General features: G+C 73.1%; 20 protein-coding genes and 1 pseudogene. 7 read left to right on the top strand and 14 right to left on the bottom strand.

The genetic code is table 11. From position 1 onward, the window contains the following. Together Q8W67_RS18310 and Q8W67_RS18315 are read right to left on the bottom strand one after the other, a co-directional pair. Positions 1-1,332, bottom strand: coding sequence for a lysine N(6)-hydroxylase/L-ornithine N(5)-oxygenase family protein (locus tag Q8W67_RS18310; RefSeq protein ID WP_305548220.1), 1,332 nt, complete (start codon positions 1,330-1,332; stop codon positions 1-3). A 34-nt stretch (positions 1,333-1,366) separates the two neighbouring features. Further along, entirely contained in the window at positions 1,367-2,353 is a 987-nt protein-coding gene (locus tag Q8W67_RS18315; RefSeq protein WP_305548223.1) for a GNAT family N-acetyltransferase, read from the bottom strand. 151 nt (positions 2,354-2,504) lie between these two features. Between Q8W67_RS18315 and Q8W67_RS18320 the strand changes: the two genes are divergently transcribed. Beyond that, the gene (locus Q8W67_RS18320) at positions 2,505-5,375 is read left to right on the top strand and encodes an amino acid adenylation domain-containing protein (RefSeq protein WP_305548225.1); all 2,871 of its coding nucleotides are present in this window, start codon (positions 2,505-2,507) and stop codon (positions 5,373-5,375) included. A gap of 2 nt (positions 5,376-5,377) precedes the next feature. Next, the gene (locus Q8W67_RS18325; protein WP_305548227.1) at positions 5,378-6,151 is read left to right on the top strand and encodes a GNAT family N-acetyltransferase; all 774 of its coding nucleotides are present in this window, start codon (positions 5,378-5,380) and stop codon (positions 6,149-6,151) included. A gap of 310 nt (positions 6,152-6,461) precedes the next feature. Here Q8W67_RS18325 and Q8W67_RS18330 read toward each other — a convergent pair whose 3' ends face one another. Further along, a complete protein-coding gene (locus Q8W67_RS18330; RefSeq protein ID WP_305548230.1) occupies positions 6,462-6,767 on the bottom strand; it encodes a hypothetical protein in 306 nt (101 codons plus the stop codon). After that, on the bottom strand, positions 6,764-7,513 hold the full coding sequence (locus Q8W67_RS18335; protein ID WP_305548233.1) for a GDSL-type esterase/lipase family protein: 750 nt from the start codon (positions 7,511-7,513) through the stop codon (positions 6,764-6,766). The genes Q8W67_RS18330 and Q8W67_RS18335 overlap by 4 nt, the downstream gene beginning before the upstream one ends. A gap of 358 nt (positions 7,514-7,871) precedes the next feature. Between Q8W67_RS18335 and Q8W67_RS18340 the strand changes: the two genes are divergently transcribed. Then, complete coding sequence (locus Q8W67_RS18340) at positions 7,872-8,636, top strand: 3-hydroxyacyl-CoA dehydrogenase (protein WP_305548236.1); 765 nt, start codon at positions 7,872-7,874, stop codon at positions 8,634-8,636. A gap of 6 nt (positions 8,637-8,642) precedes the next feature. Here the strand turns inward: Q8W67_RS18340 and Q8W67_RS18345 are convergent, their stop codons facing one another. Together Q8W67_RS18345 and Q8W67_RS18350 are read right to left on the bottom strand one after the other, a co-directional pair. Beyond that, positions 8,643-8,891, bottom strand: coding sequence for a hypothetical protein (locus Q8W67_RS18345; protein ID WP_305548239.1), 249 nt, complete (start codon positions 8,889-8,891; stop codon positions 8,643-8,645). Between the two features lie 46 nt (positions 8,892-8,937). Further along, positions 8,938-9,225, bottom strand: a complete 288-nt coding sequence (locus Q8W67_RS18350) for a hypothetical protein (protein WP_305548242.1) — start codon at positions 9,223-9,225, stop codon at positions 8,938-8,940. Positions 9,226-9,577: 352 nt separating this feature from the next. On the opposite strand from Q8W67_RS18350, the gene Q8W67_RS18355 reads away from it, so the two are divergent. Continuing rightward, positions 9,578-10,147: a PepSY domain-containing protein gene (locus tag Q8W67_RS18355; protein ID WP_305548245.1), complete on the top strand. Its 570-nt coding sequence runs from the start codon at positions 9,578-9,580 to the stop codon at positions 10,145-10,147. Between the two features lie 173 nt (positions 10,148-10,320). Here Q8W67_RS18355 and Q8W67_RS18360 read toward each other — a convergent pair whose 3' ends face one another. The 7 genes from Q8W67_RS18360 to Q8W67_RS18390 form a co-directional block, all read right to left on the bottom strand. Next, positions 10,321-11,430 (bottom strand): aldo/keto reductase, encoded by a 1,110-nt coding sequence (locus Q8W67_RS18360; RefSeq protein ID WP_305548248.1) that lies wholly within the window; start codon positions 11,428-11,430, stop codon positions 10,321-10,323. A gap of 55 nt (positions 11,431-11,485) precedes the next feature. Next, positions 11,486-12,166: a nickel pincer cofactor biosynthesis protein LarB gene (larB, locus tag Q8W67_RS18365; protein WP_305548251.1), complete on the bottom strand. Its 681-nt coding sequence runs from the start codon at positions 12,164-12,166 to the stop codon at positions 11,486-11,488. Continuing rightward, entirely contained in the window at positions 12,163-12,978 is an 816-nt protein-coding gene (locus Q8W67_RS18370) for an adenine nucleotide alpha hydrolase (protein ID WP_305548254.1), read from the bottom strand. The genes larB and Q8W67_RS18370 overlap by 4 nt, the downstream gene beginning before the upstream one ends. Then, a complete protein-coding gene (locus tag Q8W67_RS18375; RefSeq protein WP_305548257.1) occupies positions 12,975-14,264 on the bottom strand; it encodes a LarC family nickel insertion protein in 1,290 nt (429 codons plus the stop codon). The genes Q8W67_RS18370 and Q8W67_RS18375 overlap by 4 nt, the downstream gene beginning before the upstream one ends. A gap of 506 nt (positions 14,265-14,770) precedes the next feature. Then, on the bottom strand, positions 14,771-17,935 hold the full coding sequence (locus Q8W67_RS18380) for an efflux RND transporter permease subunit (RefSeq protein WP_305548260.1): 3,165 nt from the start codon (positions 17,933-17,935) through the stop codon (positions 14,771-14,773). Between the two features lie 8 nt (positions 17,936-17,943). Continuing rightward, entirely contained in the window at positions 17,944-19,293 is a 1,350-nt protein-coding gene (locus tag Q8W67_RS18385) for an efflux RND transporter periplasmic adaptor subunit (protein WP_305548263.1), read from the bottom strand. A 43-nt stretch (positions 19,294-19,336) separates the two neighbouring features. Beyond that, positions 19,337-19,534: a polyhydroxyalkanoate synthesis regulator DNA-binding domain-containing protein gene (locus Q8W67_RS18390; protein WP_305548266.1), complete on the bottom strand. Its 198-nt coding sequence runs from the start codon at positions 19,532-19,534 to the stop codon at positions 19,337-19,339. Between the two features lie 250 nt (positions 19,535-19,784). Here Q8W67_RS18390 and Q8W67_RS18395 point away from each other — a divergent pair, with 250 nt between their 5' ends. The 3 genes and pseudogenes from Q8W67_RS18395 (at position 19,785) to Q8W67_RS18405 (ending at position 23,326) form a co-directional block, all read left to right on the top strand. Then, entirely contained in the window at positions 19,785-20,462 is a 678-nt protein-coding gene (locus Q8W67_RS18395) for a response regulator transcription factor (RefSeq protein ID WP_305548269.1), read from the top strand. Beyond that, a complete protein-coding gene (locus tag Q8W67_RS18400) occupies positions 20,455-21,822 on the top strand; it encodes an ATP-binding protein (protein WP_305548272.1) in 1,368 nt (455 codons plus the stop codon). Before Q8W67_RS18395 ends, Q8W67_RS18400 begins: the two co-directional genes overlap by 8 nt. Positions 21,823-22,164: 342 nt before the next feature. Then, positions 22,165-23,326, top strand: a pseudogene (locus Q8W67_RS18405) (IS3 family transposase). A gap of 75 nt (positions 23,327-23,401) precedes the next feature. On the opposite strand, the gene Q8W67_RS18410 reads toward Q8W67_RS18405, so the two are convergent. Further along, positions 23,402-23,624, bottom strand: a 223-nt coding sequence (locus tag Q8W67_RS18410; protein WP_305548275.1) for a transposase, incomplete at its 5' end; no start/stop codon positions are given.

Raw genomic sequence — 23,624 nt, forward strand, 5'->3', positions numbered from 1 at the left:
TCACGGGGCCGCCGCGGCGGGGCGGATCGCGGCCCGGGCCCCGCGCTCCGCCCCGAGGATCGTCCGCGCGATCGCGCCGGCCCGCACCGGTAGGATCGACAGCAGCGTCTCGGTGAGCCCGTGGGTCGGCTCGCTGAAGCCCTGAAGGTGCAGGCTCACCCGCGGCTCGGCCGGGGCGAGCGGCAGGCGATAGTGCCGGTCGGCGGTCCCGGCCGCCAGGAACGGGCGCAGCGGATCGAGGATCGCCGGGACCGCGGCGCGCGCGTAGCCGGTGGCGCAGATCGCCGCCGCGTAGGTCTGGTGCGCCTCGGTTCCGGCGACGTCGTCCCGCAGGGATGCGCGCAGGCCCTCCGGGGTGGCCTCCAGCGTCAGGACCCGGGTGCTGCGCCGCAGGCGGTAGCGGGCCTCGCCGCTGACCTGCTGCTCGTAGAGCCGCGCGTAGAAGGCCTGGATCAGGTCCGCGTCGACCACCGCGTAGTTGGTGGCGCGGTGGGCGGCGATCAGCTCCGCCCGCACCGGCGCGGGCGCGGCGTGGATGCGGTCGACCGCGGCCGGGTCGAAGATCTCGTTGACGAACGGGCTGTCGTCGGCGGCCTTCAGGGCCGGCCCGCGGATCGCGAGGTCGATCAGCGCCCTGGGGTAGCGCTCGCCCAGGTCGGTGGCGATCTCCACGGCGCTCTGGCCGCCGCCCACCACCAGGATCCGGGGCCGGGGCCCGTCGAGCCGCGGCGCCCCGAGGGCGGCCGCAATCCCGGGCAGGTACCAGGAGGAGTGGATCACCCGCCGGTCCTGCACGAGGGCGGCGAACGGGGGCGGGATCGCCGGATCGCCGCCGGCGGCCACGACCAGGTGGCGGCAGCGGCGCAGGCGGCACGCGCCCGCCGCGTCCCGGGCCTCGACCACGAAGGCGGCGAGCCGCCCGTCGCGGGTCTCCGGCCGGACGGCCTCAACGGTCTCGCCATACGCGACCACGTTGGAGAAATGCTCCGCCGCCCAGGCGAGGTAGTCGTTGTACTCCACCCGCGACGGGTTGAACGTCTTGAGGTTGAGGAAGGTGCTCAGGCGGCCCTTCACGTGCAGGTAGTTGAGGAAGCTGAACGGGCTCGTCGGATCGCGCAGGGACACGAGGTCCTTCACGAAGCTGATCTGCATGTCGGCCCCGGGCAGCATCATCGCCCGGTGCCAGCCGAAGCGCCCCTGCCGCTCGACGAAGCGCAGGCTCGGCCGCAGCGGGCCGCAGCGCATGGCGTCCTCCAGGGCGATGGCCAGGGAGAGGTTGGCCGGGCCGAAGCCGATGCCGACGATGTCGTCCGTCGCGGGGTGATCCGTCATCGTTCGCGTCTCTCGTGCGGTCCGGGGAAGGCGTTCAGGCGGCCGGCACCGCGGGGGGCCGCGGCGCCGCGTCGGCGGACGCGGCCCCCGGCACCCAGAGCCGGTCGCGGACGAAATGCTCGCGCGACAGGGCGACCAGGGCCGCCCGCTTGTGGGGGAAGTCGATGGTGGCGAGGGTGGCGAAGCCCGAGCCGTGCAGGTTGCGGATCTGCTGGGCGTGGTCGGCCCGGGGCTCGCCGACGATGCGCTGCGTGCGCGGCTCGTCGAGGAACAGGTAGTGCATCAGCGCCGGCAGCCACGCCGAGAGGTAGGGGCGCCCGCGCACCCCGGCATCGCCGATCGCCACGTGCCAGCCGCGGTCGTACGGGCCGGATTCGTAGAGTGGCCCGAGGCGACTCTCCCGGGCCCAGTACAGCTCGAAATAGCCGAACGGCGCGCCGTCGAGGCAGCCCAACAGCGGCAGGCTCGCGGGGTCGGCCTGAAGGCGCGCGATGGAGGCGGCGTGCTCCGACAGCGTGCCGGTCTCCTGCCAGATCTCGGCGACGCGGGGGTCGTTCATCCAGGCCGAGAACAGCGCGACGTCCCCCGGCTCCGTCATCGTGCGGAAGCTCAAGGTCCGGCCGAGCCAGGGGATGGCGCGGGCATAGACGGTGCCGGGGGGCGTCTCGGGCCGCAGGGGGTGTCGGCGGCCGTCCGTCGCGGTGAACAGCTCGGGAAAGGGCGGCCGGGCGGCGGGGAGCCAGCGGGGGGCGCATTGCCAGAGCAGACCCGGCAGGATCTCGACCCCGCCGCCGAAGCGCCGGGCGGCCCCGAGGGCCAGGAGGCGCTCGGCGACACGGGGGTCGGCCTCGACGCCGATGCGCAGGACCCGCGTGTCCTCGGCGGTCAGCGCCTCGGCCCGGCCCAGGATCGCCTCCGCGGCCGCCTCCGCCCATCCGGAGACGCGGATCACCGGCGCCTCCCGGCTCCCCTCCACGGCGAGCCGCACCGCGCCCGCCTCATCCCTCGCCACGTCCGTCATCCGCCCTCCGCGCGTCGCCGGCACCTCCCTGACGGTTGGCCCCGGCCGCGGTTCAGGGATTTTTCGCCGCCCCGCGGGCGCCCCGCCGTGAACCGCGGCCGGGGCCAACCGTCAGATGAGGCGAGGCCCGGAGAGGCGCGGGAGCGAGCGGATGGACAGGCAGGGCGGCCAAGAGTCTGTCGAAGAGTCGGCCAAAGGGTCGATCGGGGAGCCGGCCGAGGATTGGACCGGGGGGGCGGTCGTGGCGGCGTTCGACGCGGCCGGGCACGCCGCCTTCTGGCCGGCCGCGCGCGGGCTTCCCGCGGGCTGGACACGCGCGCACGGCCCTTGCGGGATCGACGCGGCACGGGCCTGGATCGAGGATCCGGCGAACGCCCCCCCCGCGGTGGCGCCCGCACCCGATGCGGATGCCGAGAGCGTCCCGGCCCGCCTCGCCCGCCTCGCCGCGGCGGCGCCCGACCGGCCGGCCGTGCTGTTCGGCGGGGCGGCGCTCACCCGGGGCGGCCTCGATACCCGGGCCGCCGCCGTGGCGGCCGGGCTCGCTTCGCGCGGAATCGGCCGGGGACACCGCGTCGCGGTGGCGCTGGAGCGCTCGCCGGACCTCGTGGTCGCGCTGCTCGGGATCCTGCGGGCCGGCGCCGCCTTCCTGCCGCTGGATCCCCAGTATCCGGCCGCCCGCGTCCAGATGATGCTGGAGGATGCCGGCATCGCGCATTGCGTCACGAATCCCGAGATCGCCGCGCACCTCGACCTGCCGCAGGGGATCGCGCGGCTCGACCTCGCGGCGCTGGCCGAAGCCGGCCGGGCCTCCCCCGCGCCCGCCATGCCCGAGCCGGGGGATCCCGCCTACCTGATCTACACCTCGGGCTCGACCGGGCGGCCGAAGGGGGTGCTGGTCGAGCACGGGCCGCTGGCGATGCATTGCCGCACGACGGCCGAGGCCTACGAGATGGGCCCGGATTCGCGCGAGCTGCACGTTCTGTCCTTTGCCTTCGATGGGGCGCACGAGCGCTGGATGACCCCCCTGGTCGCGGGCGGCTCCATCGTGCTGCGCGGGCCGGCGCTGTGGACCGCCGCCGAGACCCTGGCGCAGATCCGCCGCCACCGGGTGACCCATGCGGGCTTCCCGACGAGCTTCGTCGGCCAGCTCGCCGACTGGGCCGAGCGCCTGGGCGAGGCACCGGCGGTCCAGGTCTATTCCTTCGGCGGCGAGGCCATGGCCCGGGAGACGTTCGCGCGGCTCGGGCGCGCCCTGAAGCCCCGGCTGCTGATCAACGGCTACGGGCCGACCGAGTGCGTGATCTCGCCGCTGATCTGGAAGGTGCCGCCGGACGCGACCTTCGACGAGCCCTACGCGCCGATCGGCAGCCCGGTCGGGGCGCGGGCGGCCTACATCCTCGGGCCCGATCTCGAACCGGTCGGGGAGGGCGAGACCGGCGAACTCTATGTCGGCGGCGGTCTCGCCCGGGGCTATTGGCGGCGCCCCGCCCTCACGGCGGAGCGGTTCCTGCCCGACCCGTTCGCCCCGCAGGGCGGCCGGATGTATCGCACCGGCGACCGGGTGCGACGCCGGCCCGACGGCAGCCTCGCCTTCGCGGGCCGGGCGGACGACCAGGTCAAGATCCGCGGCCACCGGGTCGAGATCGGCGAGGTCGAGGCGGCCCTGCGGGCGCTGCCGGAGGTGGCCGACGCCGCGGTGCTGCGCCGCGCGGGGCCCGGCGGCGCTTATCTCGCGGGCTATGTCGTCCCGGCGAAGAGCCGCCGTCCGGAGGCCGGGCGCCTGCGCGCCGCGCTGGCCCGCCGGCTGCCCGAGCCCATGGTGCCGGCGAGCCTCACCCTCCTCGACCGGCTGCCGGTGACCACCAACGGCAAGCTCGACCGCAACGCCCTGCCGGACCCGGCCGCCGACGAACGGCGCGGGCGCCCGCCCGGCAGCACTACGGAGCGGCGGCTCGCCGGGATCTGGTCCGAGGTGCTGGGCTTCCCGGTCCGGGTCGCGGACCGGCGGTTCTTCGAACTCGGGGGCGATTCCCTGTCGGCTTTGCGGCTGGTGGCGCGCCTGCGCCTCATCGCTCCCCGGGGCGGGATCGGGGTGGCGGATCTCCTGCGCGATCCGACCATCGCGGAGCTGGCCGCCCGGATCGAGGCAGGCGCGCAGACCGCCGAGGACGGCCCGGCCCCGATGGTCCGGCTCTCGGCCGGCGACCCGGGGGCGGGGCGGCCGCTCCTCGTGCTGTTCCCGGGGCTCCTGGTCAGCACCCGGGAATACGAGCCGCTGGTGGCCCATCTTGGGCCCGAGCAGGAGGCGCACGGCTTCCTGTGCGCCTCCCTGGTCGAATCCGTGCGCCCCCTGCCGGAGGTCGCCGAGCTGGCTGCCGCCTATGCCGAGCGGGTGCGCGGCCTGATGGCCGGGCGTGCGGGCGGCTGCGTCTTCCTCGGCTGGTCCTGGGGCGGGGTGCTCGCCTACGAGACCGCCCGGCGGCTCGGGCCCGGCTTTCCCCTGGACTGCGTCGGCATGCTCGACGCCTGCGGGCTGGAGCCCAGCTTCGCGCGCGGCGCAGGCCGGCCGATCGACGTCGAGGAGCGGGCCGCGCACGCGGCGATGCTGGCCGCCTGGCTGGAGCGCTCGCCGATGCGGGCGCAGTGGGAGGGCTTGCGCGCCCGCATGGACCCGGAGGCGTCGGTGCAGTTCCTGCGCTTCCTGGCCGCCGAGCCGCATCCGCTGCCCGCCGACGGGCCCGAGGTCGGCAGCCGGGAGCGCATCCTGTGGACCCTGGTCGACCACGCGATCCAGTTCCGGGCGCTGAGTCTCGCCCCCGGTTCGGTGCCGATCCGCAGTTTCGTGGCTGCGGAATCCCGCGCCCGCGGCCTTCCGGTGATCGACTGGGGGCCGCTCACCACCCGGCTCGTCTCAGTGGAGACCGTGCCGGAGACCGACCATCTCGACATCGTGCTGTCGCCGCATCTGCACGCCCGGATCGCCGCGCTGACGGCGCCCGGCCCGGCCCGGAGCGTAGCCTGACCATGCACGACGCGACCCTCTCCTTCGAGGAACTGCGGGACGCCCATGTGGCGGCGCTCACCGGCTCGCTGATCGACGGCGTCGAGCACGGTCCCGGCGGGGCGGCCTACGTCTGGTCGCGCACGATCCCGGACCCGACCCTGAACTTCGCCTACGGGGTGCGCCGGCCCGACCAGTTCGCCTGGGCGGGCGCGACGGCGCTGGGGCGCGCCCGGACGCCAGCCTTCCTGGCCCGGGACGACGCGGAGGTCGTGGCCCTGCGGGCCCTGTTCGAGCCGGCTGTCCTCTATCCGGCGAGCTGGATGGTGGCGCGGCCGGCCCCGACATCAGCGCCCCCGGGCGGATCGGTCTCCGTGCACGCCGCCCCCGCACCGCCGCCCGCGTTCGAGCGGGTCTTCGCCAACCTGTCCGACGACGCGGCGGTGCGGACGCATCTGCGCCGCACCTACCTGCCGGCCCTCCAGGCGGCCCGTCGGCGCCCCGGCCTCGTGCCGCTCCACCTCGTGCTGCGCGACGCGAGCGGCCCGGCGGCCTGCGCCAGCCTCTACCTGCGCGGCGGCATCGCTGGGCTGTACAATGTCAGCACCCGGTCCGACCGGCAGCGCCGCGGCCTCGGCTCCGGCGTGACCGCCGCCGCCCTGCGCGAGGCGCGGGCGCGGGGAGCGGCCCAAGTGTTTCTGCAATGCCCAGCCGGCGGCGCCATCGAGGCGCTCTACGCCCGAGCCGGGTTTCGGAGGGTCTGCACGCCGAGCCTGCTGTGCACGAGTCCGCCCTGAGGCGCCGCCGCGACGTGAGGGCACGATGCGGAACGGCAGGACACGATCCAGCAGCCGCCCGCGACCGGATGGGTGCGGGCACGAGAGACCGTGAGGATGGCTCTGCCCGTGGCCATCCTCCGTCCAGGTCGGCGTCCAGGTCGGCATGGGCCCGGGCCGCGTCACGGAGCCGGTGCCCGGCGCCGCGATCGGGCCGGTCGGGCCGCGATCAGGTCGGCCCGCCGCGGCGCGAGAGGTCCGGGTCGTCGGCATGGGCGATCACGCTCGGTCGCATCGGCTGGATCGGCCCGGCAGGTCGGATTGCGGCGCTTCAGAGTTCGTCCTCGCCATACCCGAGGGGCGTGAGGCGGAAGACGAACCGGCTCTCGGCCTCGGCATCCCGCAAGGCCAACGCGCTGACCGGTCCGGTCACGATCTTGCCCCTACCCTCTGCGCGCGCGGCGTAGCGGCCCCGGGGGCCGAGCGCGGCCAGGGCGCGCAGCACGTGCCGGGCCGCGCGCGGGCGCCGGGCGCCGTTCTCATCGAGCCAGACGGACTCGTCCGCGGGCCACAGCCGCACGGGACCGGGCCGGCGCAGCCGGTGCCGGACCGCGTCCCGGACTGCCCGGAGCCTCACGGGCGGACGCCCCAGGCGGCGGCGTGGAGCGCCCGAAGGCTGCCCGTCGGGAGCGGCGCCGCCGCGGCCCGGGGGGCTGCCCGCAGGCCGGACGGGGCCGGATCGATGGCGACCAGCCGGACGACCTCCGCGGCCAGCCGGGTGTAATCGGCCAGATGCACGCCGTCCCGGTACAGGCCCGTGCGGGCGAGCCCCGGGCCGGCGTCGCGCAGCGCCGCGAACGGGTCGAAGAAGCTGTGGCCGCCCTCGGCGCAGAGCGCCTCGAGCCGGGCCGAGAAGGGGGCGACGGACGCGGGATCCCGGCCCGTCGCCCAGGCACCGATCGGCGGGAGCGCGGCGACGAAGACCTGTGGCGAGCACGCCTCCAGGATCCGCAGGATGCACCGGACCTCGGCCTCGAACCGGCGCTGCGTGCGCGCCCGCTCCGGATGCCGCCAGCGCATGATGTCGTTGGTGCCGATGATCAGGATGGACGCCGCCACCCGCACCGGGGCGCGCAGGCCCGCGAGATGGGCCGCGCAATCGGCCGCGGTGCTGCCGCCGACGGCGAGGTTGATGCAGGGCCTGCCGCCGAAATCCGGCGTCCCGAGGAACTCGGCGTGCGAATTGCCCGCCAGAAGGACGCAATCCCCGGCGGCGGCCGCCAGCGCGTCGCGCATGGCGGGGCGCCGCTCGGCGCGGCGGCACCGGGCGAGCCGCCTGTGTTGCCAGTGCCGGGCCGCTGTCTCGATCCATGGAGCACGCATGGCTGTCCTGAACAGGCGTGAGGAGACGGTCGCCCCCGACGGCAGTCCGGGAGCGGAGGTTCGCACCGAGTGCATTGAGGTGCCGTTTTTACGCAGTTGTATTCTGGATTTTTCTAATAGTTCGGAATTTTACTGTGTTTATATTACACTCAGACTCGCATTCATGCCAATCTGGCAGGAACCATGCGCTGAAAACTACTCTAGAACTGCCACCTGCATATGTGGGAAATTTTCACACGTCAATCGCCGAGTCGGCCGGTCCGCCCTTTCGGACTTCACGATCCCGCGCTACGCCGCGTCCCGACGTGATGGCTGCGGAAAGCGACTGCGCAGGCCGCACAGCCCGGGGGGAGCCAGGATGATCAGGGATCGGGTCTACATCGTCACCGGTGCCGGCTCGGGCCTGGGCGCCGCGGTGGCGCGCAGCTTCGTTGCGGCGGGCGCGCGCGTCGTGCTGGCGGACATCGCCCGGGAGGCGGGGGCCGGGGTGGCGGCGGAACTCGGCGCGCCGGCGCGCTTCGTGGCCACCGACGTCACCAGCGAGGCGGACGGGCAGGCCGCGGTCCAGGCCGCCCTCGACGGGTTCGGGCATCTGCACGGGCTCGTCAACTGCGCCGGGATCGCGCCGGGCGAGAAGGTCATCGGCCGCGACGGCCCACACCGGCTCGACAGCTTCGCCCGGGCGGTGTCGGTCAACCTCGTGGGCACTTTCAACATGATCCGGCTGGCCGCCGCGGCGATCGCCCGCGAGGCGCCGGACGCGGAGGGCGCCCGGGGCGTGATCGTCAATACCGCCTCGATCGCGGCCTTCGACGGGCAGATCGGGCAGGCCGCCTATGCGGCCTCGAAGGGCGGCGTGGCCGCGATGACGCTGCCGATCGCCCGCGAGCTGGCCCGGCACGGGATCCGGGTCGTCACCGTCGCGCCGGGCATCTTCGAGACGCCCATGATGGCGGCGATGCCGCAGGACGTGCAGGATGCGCTCGGCCGCAGCGTGCCGTTCCCGCCGCGGCTCGGCCGCCCGTCCGAGTACGCGGACCTCGTCCGGCACATCTGCGAGAACCCGATGCTGAACGGCGAGACGATCCGCCTGGACGGGGCGCTGCGGATGCCGCCCCGCTGAGCGGCGTCAGCCGATCGACACGCTGGTCAGGATCTCGGCGGCCCGGCGCACCTCGGCGGCGATCATCTCCTCGCTCGGCCCCTCGATCGGCATGTCGGACAGGATCGCGGCCACGTCGCGCTTCACGTCTTCGCGGATCTCCGGGTTCTCTTCGCACAATCGCCCGATCAGCACGCCCAGGACGATCTCCAGCGCGGACAGCTTGGCGTGCACGCGCGTAAAGTCGTCCAGCGGTTCGGGCTCGTTCGCGGTCATGGACTGCTCCGTCTCGGGGTGGGGTCGGCCGCCGGCGGCGACGCTCTCAGTTGGGCCTATCGCCGGTCGGCGGGGTCAGCATCGCTTCGATCTGGTTGACGGCGCTGCGCAGGGCCTCGAAGGCGGGGAGCGGCCCGCGCAGATGCGCCACGACGCGTCGCCGGGCCAGGGGCAGGGCCCCCGGTTCGGTCGGGTCGTAGACCACCATCTCCAGCGTCATCCGCCCGACCCCCGCCCCGACGCCGAAGGCCGAGACGGTCTCGAAATAGAGGATCGGCGCCTCGATGCTGCCCTCGACCTCGGGGGGCGAGCCGGCGGCGGGCTTGTCGGGCATGCAGTGTCCTCCCGGGATCAGGGCCCCGCACCGGACGGGTGATCCGGTGCCGCGCGCTTGTCGATGCGGCGGCCCAGCCATACGCCTTCGCGGGCGGCGTGGTCGAGGACGCGCGCCCAGGGCGCGGGGCGCCCCCTCGGCACGCCGCGCCGCCTGTCGCGCGCCTCGGCAGTCGGGCGACCCGAGAGGGGCCACGACGTCGGGTCGCAGCGTCCGGTGCGCGAGCGCGGCCGGAGCCGAGGCCATCCGACGCGGCCGCTCCGGCGGCAGGTTTTTTCCGGCGGCGGGCAACCGCCTTCGGGGCTCGGCGTTTCACGCTCCCGTGAACGAACCCGCAGAGGGAAGACCCGCCATGATCACCCGCATCGCCACCACGGCCGGCCTGCTCGCGCTCTCGACGAGCCTCGCCCTGGCCCAGACCGCCACGCCGGCCCCCGCCGAACCGGCCACCCATGCCGACAGCAGCCTGAAGGAATGGCAGGTCGCAAAGGTGGCCAAGGTCGGCCTCGCCCAGGCGCTGACCACCGCCGAGTCGCAGGGCGACGAGAAGGGCGGCCGCGCCATCGACGCCGACTTCGAGAAGGCCGACAGCAAGAACCCGGCACATTACAGCGTGAAGGTCGTCTACCCGAGCGGCAAGCTCGTGGAGTACGGAATCAACGCCGATACAGGCGCGCTGTACAAGACCGAGAACCAGCCGATCGAACGCTACTTCACCCGTCTCAAGCCCGCCGACTTCCAGAACGCCAAGACCTCGCTGAAGGACGCGCTCGCTATCGCCGAGCAGAAGGCCGGCGGCGGCAAGGCCTACGAGGCAGAGGTCGAGAAGGACGGGTCCGCGGTCCAGTACGAGATTAAGGTCGCCACCGCCGACAAGGACCAGAAGGTCAAGGTCGGCCCGGACGGCAAGGTGGTCGACTGAGCGCCGGAAGGGTCGCGTTCGGGCCGCGATGAGGGTGATGCACCGTCGCGGCCCGTTCCCAGAAGGCCGAAGGGGCGGCGACGTCCGCACAGGGCGCCGCGGCTCACCGCCACAAGCCGGTCGCCACAAGGCCGGGAAACGGCGCGAAGAAGCGGGGCGCGCCCCTGGGACGCCTACTCCATCGTCGGCGCGAGCTTCTTGACGCCCTGCACATCCTCGCCGAGCCAAGCCGCATTCTTAGCGGTGCCGTCGAAGGTCGCGCTCGTCTTGAACAGCTCGTACTTACCCTCCAGCGCGTAGGGCCGGGAGCGCGACAGCAGCTCGGCCACCGCGGCCTTGTCCATCGGCTTGAACGTCTTGACCGCCTCGAAGGCCTGGTCGAGGTCGCGTTGGCTCTGGATGCCTGTGATCACCACCGAGACCGGCAGGTTGAGCGAGAAGTGCAGGTACTCGATCGGCTTGATCGGCGCGTCCGCCTTCAGGATCACGCCGTCGCCGAAGGTCTTCATGGCGAGCGGCGCGATGCCCGCGGCCACGAGGTGCGGCAGCACGAGGTGGCCGAACGAGCGGAAATGCGCGTCCATCACGTTGAGCGGCATCTGGCAGGAATCGAACTGGAAGCCGCGCTCCTGCGCCACGCTGAGCATCTGCAGGTGGATGCGGGGGTCCTTGTGGCCGGTGAAGCCGATGTAGCGCAGCTTGCCGGCCTTCCTGGCCTCCAGGAAGCCCTCCATGGCGCCGCCCTCCGCGAAGACGCGGTCGGGGTCGTCGTAGCGCAGGATCTCGTGGTGCTGGACGAGGTCAATCCGGTCGGTGCGCAGGCGCAGGAGCGACTGGTCGATCTGCTTGAGCGCCTCCTCCTTGGTCCGCCCGTCCATCTTGGACATCAGGAAGACCTTGTCCCGGTAGCCGCCCTGGGCGAGGGCCGCGCCCATGCGCAGCTCGGAGCGGCCGTCGTTGTAGTCCCAGCAATTGTCCATGAAGGTGATGCCGCGGTCGACCCCTTCGTGGATCAGCCGCGTCGCCTCGTCGTCGCTGACGGCGCTCTTGCCGAGGTGGAACCCGCCCATCCCGATCGCCGAGATTTTTTCGGACGTTCGCCCGAACGCACGGTAGAGCATCTCGCCCCGGCGCTCCCCGGGATCGGTGACCAGCGGCAGGTCGGCCGGGTCCTGCGGCCGCGTGTTCGGGAGCGGCGGGACGCTCACGGCCGCACCCGCGCTGCCGGCGCCCGCGAGGCCCGCGCCGAGCACGGCGCCCTGGAGGAAGCTGCGGCGTTCCATCGGCTGTCTCCGTTCGAGGATGCGTGTGTCGGGGTGGGTAACGGTCCGCGTCGGGTCATCGTTCGCTGTCCGGAGCGAGGCGGTACGCCGCGTTGAGCAGGCGCAGGGCCGCACAGGCCGCGCCGTAGCCGTTGTCGATGTTGACCACCGCGATCCCGGGGGCGCAGCTCGCCAGCACCGCGTCGAGAGCCGCGCGCCCGCCCGCGGCGACGCCGTAGCCCACCGAGGTCGGGACCGCGATCACGGCGCCGGCCACGAGGCCGCCGACCACGCTCGGGAGCGCCGCGTCCATGCCGGCGGCGACGATCACCACCGGATGCGCCCGGATCTCGTCGAGCCGCGTGGTCAGCCGCCACAGGCCGGCGACGCCCACATCGGCGAACAGCGAGGCGGCCCGGCCGGCATAGGCCAGGGTCCGGAGCGCCTCCCGGGCGACCGGGACGTCCGAGGTGCCGGCCGCCACCACGGCGACGCGCGCCGGCCCGGTGACCCGGGGCGCCTCCCCGAACACCGCCGTGCGCGAGACCGGGCAATAATCGAGCCGCGCCGCCTCCCGGAGGCGGGAGCACTTCTCCGGGTCGAGCCGGGTCAGCAGCAGCGAGGCCCCCCGCGCCCGCGCGGCGGTGAGGATCGCGTCGATCTGCTCGGCGCTCTTGCCGGCGCAGAAGATCGCCTCCTCCAGGCCGATCCGCTCGGACCGGGCGAAGTCGAGGGTGAACTCGTCCGCCACGCTCATGACCGGGAAGCCCCGGTCAGGAAGGCGCTGCCGACGCGGTAGGGCGCGAACCGCACCGGGCCGGCGAGCCGCTGCGGCGCGATCCCCCGGATGCCGGCCCCGAGCGCCGCGCGGCCGTCGGCGTCGAGGGCGGCGAGGCTCTCGGGATCGAGCTCCACCACCACACCCTCGGCGCGCACCCGGCAGCGAACGGCCCGTTTGGGGCCGGTCCCGGCGTCGAGGGCACCCCCGACCAGCCGCTCGACCGCGTGGATGAAGCCCAACGTCTCCGGCTCGATCGGGATGCCGGTCTCGACCCGGCTCGACAGGCAGGGCGCCGCCGGCAACTCGGCCACCGCGCCGAGGCCGAGATCGCGGGCGAGCGCGCGCACCGCCGCCTTGTCGAGGCCGGCCTCCACGTAGGGGTGACGGACGCCGTGCTCCCGGGCGGCATCGAGGCCGGGGCGGTACTCGCCGAGGTCGTCGCGATTGGCGCCGGACAGGATCTGCCGGTCGGTCACGCTCCGGATAGCCCCGTACAGGCTGGTCTTGCAGAAGAAGCAGCGGTTGACCGGATTGGCCCGGTAAGCGGGATCGGCAAATTCGCCGGCCTCGATCACCCGCAGGTCCCAGCCCTCGCGGGCGCCCTCGGCACGGACCCGCTCCGTCGCCTCGCCGGGCACGGCCGGCGAGACCGCGTGGACGATCAGCGTCGCGTGGGGCGCCAGACGATGGGCGAGGGTGGCCAGCGTCAGGCTGTCGACCCCGCCGCTCACCGCCACCGCGACGGGGCCGAGCCCCGCCAGGCCGGATTCGAGTCGTGCGCGCGTCACGGGGCCTCCTTCCAATCCGCCTGCAGGGCAACGCGCTCGGCCTCGCGGCGCAGGGCCGCCCGGGCGGCGTGACCCGCCTGGTCCAGGGCATCGTCGGCCTCGGCCTTGGCGGTGCGCCCGCCCGGCCGGTCGACGATCTTCACCCGGACCGTCCGGCCGCCGGACGCGACCGTGCGGGCCTCGCGATCGAGCACCGCGCCCTCCACCCGGTGGTGGCGCAGCCCGATCGTGGTGGTCTCGCGGAAGCAGGCCGCGATGGCCGCCTCCAGGCTCTCGGGGCGCACCAGGGCGCGGACATGCGCCATCATCCGCCCCTTCTTGCCGATGACCGGCATCTGCACGACGTCGAGCACCCCGGGCTCCGCGCGCAGGCGGTCGAGGCCCATGGCGAGGTCCTCGCCCGAAAGGTCGTCGACCTCGAAGGCGACGACCGCGAGCTCGCGCCGGCCCGGCCCGGGGGCGGGGCCATCCTCCAGCACGAGGGCGCGCAGGCAGTTGCTCAGGCCCGGCAGGACCCGGGTGCCGAAGCCGATGCCGCTGCGCCCGAGGCTGCCCCGGGGGCGGCCGCGCCCCGGATCGGCGCCGCAGAGATGGCGCAGGATCGCCGCGCCGGTGGGCGTCACCCGCTCCCCCGGGATGCCGTCGTCGAGGGTCGGGAACCCGTCGAGCAGGAGCGCGGTGGCAGGAGCCGGCACCGGCAGGGGGCCGTGCTGGGTGCGCACCCGGCCGGAGCCGAGCGGCAGGGCCGAGACGCTCCAGCTCCGCGCCTCCAGGGCGGCGATCAGATGGGCGGCGGCCACGATGTCGGCGATCGAGTCGAAGGCGCCGATCTCGTGGAACGCCACCGTGTCGACCGGGATGCCGTGGACACGGGCCTCGGCGTCGGCGAGGTGCCCGAAGATGGCGAGCGCATGCGCCCGGACGGAGGGCGCGAGGTCCGCGCCCTCCAGCTCCGCGCGGATCTCGGACCAGGGCCGGTGACCGTGACCGGGGTGCGCGTGCCCGTGGTCGTGACCGGGATGATCAGGGTGCGGGTGCGCGTGCCCGTCAGGGCCGTGCGGGTGCGGCTCGTGCCTGTGGGTGGGTTCCGCGCCCGGGCCCGAGACGGCGAAGCGCAGCCCACGCAGGATGCCGTCATTGTGGTCGCGGGCCGCGCAATCGATGCGCGGGTCGACGGCCCGCACGCTCGCGCGCAGGCCCTCCCGGTGCTCGGGAAAGGCATCCAGAAGCGCGGCGACGAACATGTCGCCGGCCACGCCGCCGAGGGCGTCGAGATGGATGTGCATCGTCTGTCGGTCGGCCCGCACCGGATCGGGAAGTCCAGCTCAGATCGGCCGTCGCGACCGCAAGGCAAGGTCCGTCAGGCCGAAGCGGCGGCGCGGCGTATCGCCGTCGACCCCGGCCGGATGGCCTCGAGCGGGCGAGCGGCGAAAGCCCTTCCCCGGCGCGCGGGGAACAAGAGCGAAGACAATCTTTTGCTTTTGTGCTCGCGGTCGCACGCGTCGGCACGATCCGGATCCTTCCCTGACCACTTGAGTACCGGAGGCGGTGGTCCGGCCCGAGGTGCTCCTGCCGACCAACGGGCTCACCCGCGCCATCCTGCGCGACCGGGCGATGATCATCGTCGCGCCCGATCAGGCCGGAATCCAAGGATGTCCCGCACCGCGCCGGGACGCGACTCGGCATCGGCGCACACCGGGACGCCGACATCTGACTGCCGAAGCGCATCCTCGCCTATCACGGCCCGACGCTGGCGACGGCGGCAGGGGGGCGACCGCCGTGGCGGCTCCGCTCACGCGCCGGCGCCGGCCTGCTGGCGCGTCCCCGTTCGGCCCGACGGCGCGCCGGGACCCGGTCCGGGCCGGCCGCGGCCGAAGGGGAGGCGCAGCCGCGCCGCGGCGGGGTAGACCGCCGGCAGCACCACGAGGGTGAGCAGGGTCGCGGAGATCAGGCCGCCGATCACCACGGTGGCCAGCGGGCGCTGCACCTCCGCGCCGGCGCTCGTCGAGAGCGCCATCGGCAGGAAGCCCAGAGCCGCCACGAGCGCCGTCATCATCACCGGCCGCAGCCGCCTCTCGGCGGCCCGGGTGGCGGCCTCCCGCGGGTCGAGGCCCGATCGCTCCAGGTCGCGGATGTAGCTCGTCAGAACGACGCCGTTCAGGATCGCGATGCCGAAGGTCGCGATGAACCCGATCGCCGCCGAGATCGAGAACGGCATGCCGCGCAGGGACAGCGCCAGGATGCCCCCGGTGGCCGCCACCGGCACGTTGAGGAAGATCAGGCCGGCGAGGCGGATGTCGGCGAACATCACCACGAGGAGCACCAGGATCGCCGCGAGCGCGGCGGGCACGACCAGCACGAGCCGGGCGGTGGCCTCCTGCAGGTTCTGGAACTGGCCGCTCCAGACCAGCGCGTAGCGCGGCGGCAGGCTCACCTGCTCGGCGACGGCCTTCCGGGCGGCGTCGACGAAGCTCTGGACGTCGCGGCCGCGGACGTTCGCCTGGACCGAGATCCGCCGCTGCAGACGCTCCCGGCTGATCTGGGCCGGACCGGAGGCGACCTCCACGGTGGCGACCATCGACAGCGGCACCATTGGCGAAGGCCCCGCCTCCTTGCCCGCGCGGCCCACCGGCAGGGCGCGGATCCGCTCGATGTCGCCGCGGTCGGACGGGGCGAGGCGCACCACGATCTCGGTGATCGAGTTGTCGTCGCCGTAGACCATGCCGCCGGTGCGGCCGCCGATGCTCTCGACCACGTCGAGCACGTCGGAGACGTTGATGCCGTAGCGCGCCGCCCGGGCGCGGTCGACCTGGATCGAGAGCGCCGGCATGCCGGCCTGTGACTCGGCCTTCACGTCGGCCGCGCCGTCGACGCCTGCGACCGCGCGCACGATGGCGTCGGCCTTGTCCTTGAGGACCTTCAGGTCGTCGCCGTAGAGGCTGATCGCGACGTCGCCGCGCACGCCCTCCAGCAGGTCGTCCATGCGCATCTGGATCGGCTGCGAGAACGCGTAGGCGACCCCCGGCACCTCCTCCCTGAGCCGCTTGTCGAAGGCCGCCACGAGCCCGTCCTGGGTCTCGGCGGTCTTCCAGGCGGCGGGATCGGTGAGCGTGATGAAGCTGTCGGTGGATTCGACGCCCATCGGGTCGGTGGGGATCTCGGCGCTGCCGGTGAGCGAGACCACGCGCTTCACCTCGGGGAAGGATTTCAGCACCTGCTCGATCCGACGCATCGTGGCCAGCGAGGCGTCGAGATTGATGCCGGGCAGCTTCTCGGAGGTGATCACCACCGAGCCCTCCGACAGCTTGGGCAGGAACTCGCCGCCGAGCCGGGTCGCCAGCACGCAGGAACCGGCGAACAGGGCGAGCGTCACCAGGACGGTGGCGACCGCGTGCCGTTCGGCGCCCTTCAGCACCGGCGTGTAGGCGGCGCGCAGCCAGCGGACGAGGCGGGTCTCGTGCTCGCCGACGCCGCGGCCGGCGAGGAAGATCGCCGCGAGCGCCGGCATCAGCGTCATGGTGACGATCAGCGAGCTGGAGAGCGCCAGGATGACGGTCAGCGCCATGGGCACGAACATCTTGCCGGCCACGCCCTGGAGCGCGAGGATCGGCACGTAGACCAGGATGATGATCGCCACCGCGAACATCACCGGCCGCGCGACCTCGGCGGCGGCGTCCCGCACCACCTCCGCGGCGGGCCGGTCCGGGTGCTCGCCGCGGGCGCGCAGGACGTTCTCGATCATCACCACGGCGCCGTCGACGATCAGGCCGAAATCGATCGCCCCGAGGCTCATCAGGTTGCCCGACAGGCCGAGCAGCCGCATCCCCGCAAAGGCCATCAGCATCGAGAGCGGGATCGCCGCGGCCACGATCAGGCCGGCGCGCAGGTTGCCGAGCAGCAGCAGCAGGACCACGATCACCAGGACCGCGCCTTCGAGGAGGTTGTGCGCCACGGTGTGGATCGTCCGGTCCACGAGCGTGCTGCGGTCGTAGTACGGAACGATCTCGACTCCCGGGGGCAGCTGCGGGCGCAGGTCGTCGAGGGTCTTCTTCACCTGTTCGACGACCGCGCTGGCGTTCTCGCCGTACTGCATCATCGCGATGCCGACGACCGTCTCGCCGGCCGCGTCGTGCGTGACGGCGCCGAGCCGGACCTTGGGGGCCTCCGTCACCACGCCCAGGGTCGACAGGGTCACCGGTACGCCCCCGGGGCCGGTGGCGACGACGATGTTGGCGATGTCCTCCGGGCCCTTGGCGAGGCCGAGGCCGCGGATCACCTCCTGCTGGTCGTTGTGCTCGATATAGGCGCCGCCGCGCGCCGCGTTGTTGTCGGCCAGCGCCGTGTAGACCTGGGCGAGGGTGACGCCGTAGCGGCGCAGGGCGTCGGCGGAGACGCGGACCTCGTAGGTCGGCATCTGGCCGCCGTAGATGTTCACGTCGGCGATGCCCGGGGTCAGCTTCAGCTTCGGCGCGATCGTCCATTGCAGGATGCGCCGGAGCTGCATCGGCGTGTAGGCCGGCCCGCGCAGCTCGAACTGGTAGACCTCGCCAAGCCCCGTCGCCATCGGGCCCATCTGCGGGTCGCCGACGCCGGCCGGCATCAGGCTCCTGGCCTGCGGCAGGCGCTGGAACACCTGCGCCCGCGCCTCGGTGATCGACACGGCCTCATCGAAGGTGACGTAGACCGCCGAGACGCCGGCCCGGGAGGTCGAGCGCACGCCGGACAGCCCCGGCGCCCCCGCCATGGCGTTCTCCACCGGGAAGGTGACGAGGCGCTCGACTTCCAGCGGCCCGAGGCCCGGCGACAGGGTCAGGATCATCACCTGCTTGGGCGAGATGTCCGGCACCGCGTCGATGGAGAGGCCCCGGAGGTTGGCGAGGCCGCCCAGCGCGGCCGCCAGCGCCACCACCAGGACCAGGATGCGACGGCGCACCAGCAGGGCGAACCACGTTCTCATCGGGGCGCCTAATCCGTGGAGCCGAGCAGGCTGCGCAGCAGGATCGCCTTGAGGCCGAAGCTGCCCGCCGTCGCCACACTCTCCCCGGCCGCGACGCCGCTGCGGACCTCGACCCAGTCGGATCGCTGGATCCCGAGGGTGAGCGCGCGCCGCTCGAACCGGTCGGGAGCGGCGCGCACGAAGGCGATCGGCCCCGCCTCGGTCTGCTGAACCGCCGCCGCCGGGATGGTGACGCCGTCGCGGCCGAGATCCGCCGCGATGGTGACCGAGACGAACATGTTCCCGCGCAGCAGGTCGCCCGGGTTGTCGAGCTCGATCCGCGCGGGCGCCGTGTTGGTCGCCGGGTCGAGGGCGGCGTTGACCGACCGGACCCGCCCCTCGAAGCCCGGATGGCCCGGGATCGGGCTCTCCACGGAGGCCGCGTCCCCGGCCTTCACCCGGGTGATGTCCGGTCCGTAGAGGTTGGCCAGCACCAGGATGCGGGTCGGGTCGGCGACCGTGAAGGCGTCCCGCCCGGTATCGACGACTTCCCCGAGGGTCACCCCGACGCTGGTCACGATCCCGGCGATCGGGGTGACGATCGCGCTGGTGCCGGGCGCGGCGCCCTCCGCGGGGGCGAGGCGCTGATACTGCGCCCGGTACATGTCGGCGCTGGCCTGGGCCGATTGGAGGGCGGCACGGGCCTTGGCGAGGTCGACCTGCCGCCGCTCGACCTCGGCCTGGGCGACGCCGCCGAACTTGAGCTGGTCCTGGCCGCGCTTCAGCTGCAGCTCCGCGACCTTCTCGGAGGCCTGCGCCTCGCCCAAAGCCGCCTGGGCGGCGAGGAAGCCGTTGCGCGCGTCCAGGATGCCGGCGGCGTCGAGGGTCGCCAGGCTCTGGCCGGCCTCGACCCGGTCGCCCGGCTGGACGGCGAGACTCAGAACCCGCCCCTGCGTGCGCGGCCGGAGATGCGTCACGCGCCGCTCGTCGAAAGCGACGGTGCCGGGAGCACGCACCGGCAGGACGATCCGGCGGGTCTCGGCCTGCCCGAAGGCGAGGCCGAGCCGCTTCTGGCCGGCCTCGTCGAGGGTGACGCTGTCCGGGCTCGCGGGGGCGTCCTCGGCCTTCGCGTCCCCCGGCTCCGCAGCGGCGGAGGCCGGCGCGAGGCCGAGCGCGTCGCGGATCGGAGCCTCGTAGCGCCAGCCCGCGAAGCCCAGCGCCCCGAGGAGCACCAGGAGCCAGAGGACGGCCCCGCCTCGGCGGCGCGCCGAGGCCTGCGGACCGGACGGGGCAGCCGCTCGCTCCGCCCCGTCCGGGGCGCCCGCGTCGGCAGCGTCGAAATCCCGGCCGTCGGGCGGCGGCTCGGCGTTCAGCGACATCGGCACGGTCGGGAGAGGGCGCCGGTTCGGCGCGCGTGCGGCCTCACGCGTCGAGGCCCGGGCGGAGTACGTCCTCGGTCACGTAGCGGCCGGTCTCGACGTCGCGCACCACCACCTCGTATCCCTCGCTGCGCAGTTCCTTGAGCCGGTCGAGTGCGACGTAGGTCCCGGTCTCCACATCGTAGAGGCGGGTCCGGGCGTACCGGTTGATAAGGCGCCGCGGGCGCCGTTTCCTAGGCATGTCCGGCCCCCGTCGCGCGGCACGCAACAGCCCGGATCGAGCCCATGTCGCGAGGCGGGTCAGACATAGATGGGGTCCGGATAGGCGTGGTTCCAGGCGCGGAACGGGCGCCGGAACCTATTAGAGTCATTCCAATGAATGGGGCGAACCCGATGCGGCGCCATTAAATTCGGGTTCATACGGGCCCCCGCGCGGCGACTGCCGCGTCGAAGTCCGACACAATGGATGCGAGCCGGGAGCGGGTGCGGGCGTGGCGAGGCTGCTGCTGATCGAGGACGATGCCGAGACCGCCGGGGACGTGCTCGACGACCTGCGCGGGCGCGGCCACGACGTCGCCTGGGCGGCGACCGGGCCGGACGGCGCCCGGGCGGCCCGGGACGGCGCCTGGGGTGCGATCATCGTCGACCGGATGCTCCCCGGCCAGGACGGGCTCTGCGTGCTCCAGGACCTGCGCCGGGACGGAGACCGGACGCCGGCGCTGGTGCTGAGCGCGCTCGGCGACGTGGACGAGCGCATCCGCGGCCTGCGCGCGGGCGGCGACGACTACCTGGCCAAGCCCTTTGCCCTGGGCGAACTCGCCGCCCGCATCGAGGCGCTGCTCCGGCGCCCGGTGGACAGCCGCGAGACGGTCCTGCACGTGGGCGGCCTGGAGGTCGACCTCATCGCCGGCACCGGCCGGCGCGGCGCGCGCGACCTTGAGCTGCTGCCGCGTGAGCTCAAGCTCCTCGAATACCTGATGCGCCGCCCGGGTCAGATCGTGACCCGGGCGATGCTGTTCGAGGAGGTCTGGAACTACCGGTTCACGCCGAAATCCAACCTCATCGACGTCCATGTCGGGCGCCTGCGGCGGAAACTCGAGGCGGGGGGCGAGGCGCCCCTGCTCCACAGCGTGCGCGGCATCGGCTTCACGCTCGAACCCGATGGTTGAGTTCCCGCGCTCCACCGCGCTCCGCTGGGCGCTCGGCATCGCCCTGTGGTCGGTCCTGCTGTCGCTGGCGACGTTCGCCTTCGTCTACTGGCAGACCGCCGCCTACCTGCGCGAGGAACTCGCCGAGACGCTCCGGCTGGAGGTCCGGACCGCCGCGGCCGAACCGGCGGCCGCGGCGGTCCGCGTGGACACCTGGATCGCCATGGACCTCCACGCCACCCATTACGGCGGCCTGTTCGGACCGGACGGGACGCGCCGGGCCGGCAATCTCGGCCTCGTGCCGGATCACCTGGTACGCGACGGGGACGCGTACCGGGTGAGCGCGACGGTCGACATCGCCGGACGCACCCTCGCCGACGAGACCTGGGCGGCCTCCCTGGCGCTGCCCGACGGCAGCACCGTGGTGATCGCCCACGACACCGACGAGATCGACCGGGTGCGGGCGACGACGCTGCGTGCCCTCGGCCTGGCGCTGGTGCCCACCCTGGTGCTCTCGGGGATCGGCGGCCTGCTGCTCACAAGCCGCGCGCGCCGGCGCCTCGCCGCGACCGAGGCCGCGATGGCCCAGGTGATGCGCGGCGACCTGCGCAAGCGGCTGCCGGTCGGGAACCACGGCGACGCGTTCGACCGGCTGTCCGGGAACGTCAACCGGATGCTCGAGGAGATCGAGCACCTGATGGGCGAGGTCCGCAGCGTCGGCGACGCGGTCGCGCACGACCTGCGCACGCCGCTCACCCGCCTGCGCGCCCGGCTGGAGCGCAGCCGGTCGCAGGCCAGGACCGTGGCGGAGTTCCACGAGGCGATCGACCAGGGCCTGATGTGGATCGACCAGACGCTGGCCATGGTCACCGCCGTGCTGCGGATCGGCGAGATGGAGGACGGGCGCCGCCGCGGCGGCTTCACGCGGGTCGATCTCGGCGATGTGGCCTCCGTCGCGGTCGAGTTCTTCGCGCCCCTGGCCGAGGAGAAGGACATCCACCTCGACGTCTCGGTCTCGTCCGCGGACCACACCATCGACGGCGATCGCGACCTGTGCTTCGAGGCGCTCTCGAACCTCCTCGACAACGCGCTGAAGTTCACGCCCTCCGGGGGCGTCGTGCGGGTCGGGGTGACGCGCGCCGCCGCGGCGGCGATCCTGTCCGTCGAGGACACGGGACCCGGCCTGCCGCCGGCGGAGCACGCCCAGGTCTTCCACCGCTTCTACCGCGCCGAGGCGGCGCGCCGGACGCCCGGCAACGGCCTGGGCCTGAGCCTCGTGGCGGCGATCGCGAAGCTCCACGGCGCCGCCGCGACCGTCCGTGCCACCGCGGCCGGCGGCTGCCGTTTCGAGCTGACCTTCCCGCTGCCGGAACCCGGCTGACGCGCGGTTCCGGTGGAGCCGAGGTTTCCCGGTCTCCGCGGGCGCCGCGCCGGAGCGGCTCGCCCGGCCGGCGGCGGCAGGAGGTCGACCAAGGGCGGTCCAGCGTTCGGGATGCCGACCGATCCGTCCGAGCCGGTCGCCGCATGGGGTCGCTCATCCACCGCCCGCCCCGTCGAAGGGTCGTGTTGGGGGGCCCGGGAGGAGCGTACACCATCGCCGCTGGCAACTACCTAACCACAGGAGTCTTTCCGTCGGCTGAGAGACGGAATGTTCCCTTGACCTGACCGGCTGGCTTTGGACGGGGCTGATTGAGAGGATCAGCCTGGACCGAAGGAGCGGGACATGCGGCGAGGTCAGAAAACGAGTGCAGAACAGGTTGTGCTGAAGCTGCGCCAGATCGAGGTACAAACGGCACAAGGCAAGAGCTTGGCCTTGGCCTGCAAGGACTCGGAGATCTCCGAGCAGAGTTATTACCGCTGGCGCAAGGAGTACGGCGGCCTCCAAGTCGACCAAGCCAGGAAGATGAAGGATCTGGAGCACGAGAGCGCCCGGTTGCGCCGGCTTGTGGCCGATCTGTCCCTGGAAAAGCAGGTGCTGGCGGACGTCGCCTCGGGAAACTTGTAGCCCCCGAGCGACGCCGGGAGGCGGTGGACGGCATCCGAGAGAAGTACGACCTCTCGGAACGTCACGCCTGTCGAATCGTCGGCCAGCACCGCGGCACGCAACGCTACGTGCCGATCGTGCTGGCCGACAAGGATGCACTGACCCGCGCTATCATCGCCCTGGCATCTGGGTACGGACGCTACGGCTACCGCCGTGTCACCGCACTGCTGCAGGCAGCGGGCTGGCAGGTGGGCAAGGATCGGGTTCAACGCATTTGGCGTCGCGAGGGGCTTAAGGTCCCACAGAAGCACCGGCCGCGCAGCCGCCTGTGGCTGAACGACGGCTCCTGCGTGCGGCTGCAGCCGCTCCACCGCAATCACGTCTGGAGTTTCGACTTTGTACAGGAGCAGACCCACGACGGTCGAAGCTTGCGCATCCTGACGCTGATCGATGAGCACAGTCGGGCCTGCTTAGCGTTGAAGGTGGCACGGCGGATCAACAGTGTGGGCGTGATCGAAGCGCTGGCCGACGCCATGTGCCTGCACGGCATCCCCGAGCATATCCGTTGCGACAATGGCCCCGAACCGAAGGACCGCGCAGCGAGATGATCTCCAAAGCACTACGCAAGTGGGTCGCCAAGACCGGCTCGCAGATCCAGTACATCGCGCCTGGATCACCGTGGGAGAACGGGTACTGCGAGAGCTTCAACGGCAAGATGCGCGACGAGTGACTGCGCCAAGAGATCTTCTACTCGCTCAAAGAGGCGCAAATCGTGATCAGGCTCTGGCAGAACACATACAACCGCCTCCGGCCGCATTCGTCCCTCGGCTACCGGCCGCCCGCGCCTGTACCCATCCCAGATCTGGCCTTCCGGCTACCCATGGGCGCCACCATGCAGTAGCGCCTCAATTGGCTCGGTCCAAAATACAGGTCAGGTCACTATGCTGGTAATTACCCACGCCTGTGATGGCGGTGTTCAGGCGCCGACGGTTTTGAGGATGGTGCCGAAGGGGCTGGCGCCGGTCAGGCGCGCGGTGTCGACGACGGTGCGGATGGCGGCCTCGCCTTCGGCCGCCCACATGGCGCGATAGCCATTGGTCACCTTCCGCTGGACGACGGCGGGACGCAGGAGCCGCTCGGAGCCATTGTTCGTGGGCTCGACCTGTCCGGGATAGGCGAGGAAGACCAGGAGTTGCTCG

It is taken from the genome of Methylobacterium sp. NEAU K, from assembly GCF_030700285.1.
GTDB lineage: Bacteria > Pseudomonadota > Alphaproteobacteria > Rhizobiales > Beijerinckiaceae > Methylobacterium.

Coding starts and splice junctions, on each gene's coding strand:
- Q8W67_RS18325 (WP_305548227.1), top strand. CDS start 5,378: ATGCACGACGCGACCCTCTCCTTCGAGGAACTGCGGGACGCCCATGTG.
- Q8W67_RS18390 (WP_305548266.1), bottom strand. CDS start 19,534: ATGCCTAGGAAACGGCGCCCGCGGCGCCTTATCAACCGGTACGCCCGG.
- Q8W67_RS18340 (WP_305548236.1), top strand. CDS start 7,872: ATGATCAGGGATCGGGTCTACATCGTCACCGGTGCCGGCTCGGGCCTG.
- Q8W67_RS18360 (WP_305548248.1), bottom strand. CDS start 11,430: ATGGAACGCCGCAGCTTCCTCCAGGGCGCCGTGCTCGGCGCGGGCCTC.
- Q8W67_RS18355 (WP_305548245.1), top strand. CDS start 9,578: ATGATCACCCGCATCGCCACCACGGCCGGCCTGCTCGCGCTCTCGACG.
- Q8W67_RS18320 (WP_305548225.1), top strand. CDS start 2,505: ATGGACAGGCAGGGCGGCCAAGAGTCTGTCGAAGAGTCGGCCAAAGGG.
- Q8W67_RS18345 (WP_305548239.1), bottom strand. CDS start 8,891: ATGACCGCGAACGAGCCCGAACCGCTGGACGACTTTACGCGCGTGCAC.
- Q8W67_RS18335 (WP_305548233.1), bottom strand. CDS start 7,513: ATGCGTGCTCCATGGATCGAGACAGCGGCCCGGCACTGGCAACACAGG.
- Q8W67_RS18385 (WP_305548263.1), bottom strand. CDS start 19,293: ATGTCGCTGAACGCCGAGCCGCCGCCCGACGGCCGGGATTTCGACGCT.
- Q8W67_RS18310 (WP_305548220.1), bottom strand. CDS start 1,332: ATGACGGATCACCCCGCGACGGACGACATCGTCGGCATCGGCTTCGGC.
- Q8W67_RS18380 (WP_305548260.1), bottom strand. CDS start 17,935: ATGAGAACGTGGTTCGCCCTGCTGGTGCGCCGTCGCATCCTGGTCCTG.
- Q8W67_RS18400 (WP_305548272.1), top strand. CDS start 20,455: ATGGTTGAGTTCCCGCGCTCCACCGCGCTCCGCTGGGCGCTCGGCATC.
- Q8W67_RS18315 (WP_305548223.1), bottom strand. CDS start 2,353: ATGACGGACGTGGCGAGGGATGAGGCGGGCGCGGTGCGGCTCGCCGTG.
- Q8W67_RS18375 (WP_305548257.1), bottom strand. CDS start 14,264: ATGCACATCCATCTCGACGCCCTCGGCGGCGTGGCCGGCGACATGTTC.
- Q8W67_RS18350 (WP_305548242.1), bottom strand. CDS start 9,225: ATGCCCGACAAGCCCGCCGCCGGCTCGCCCCCCGAGGTCGAGGGCAGC.
- larB (WP_305548251.1), bottom strand. CDS start 12,166: ATGAGCGTGGCGGACGAGTTCACCCTCGACTTCGCCCGGTCCGAGCGG.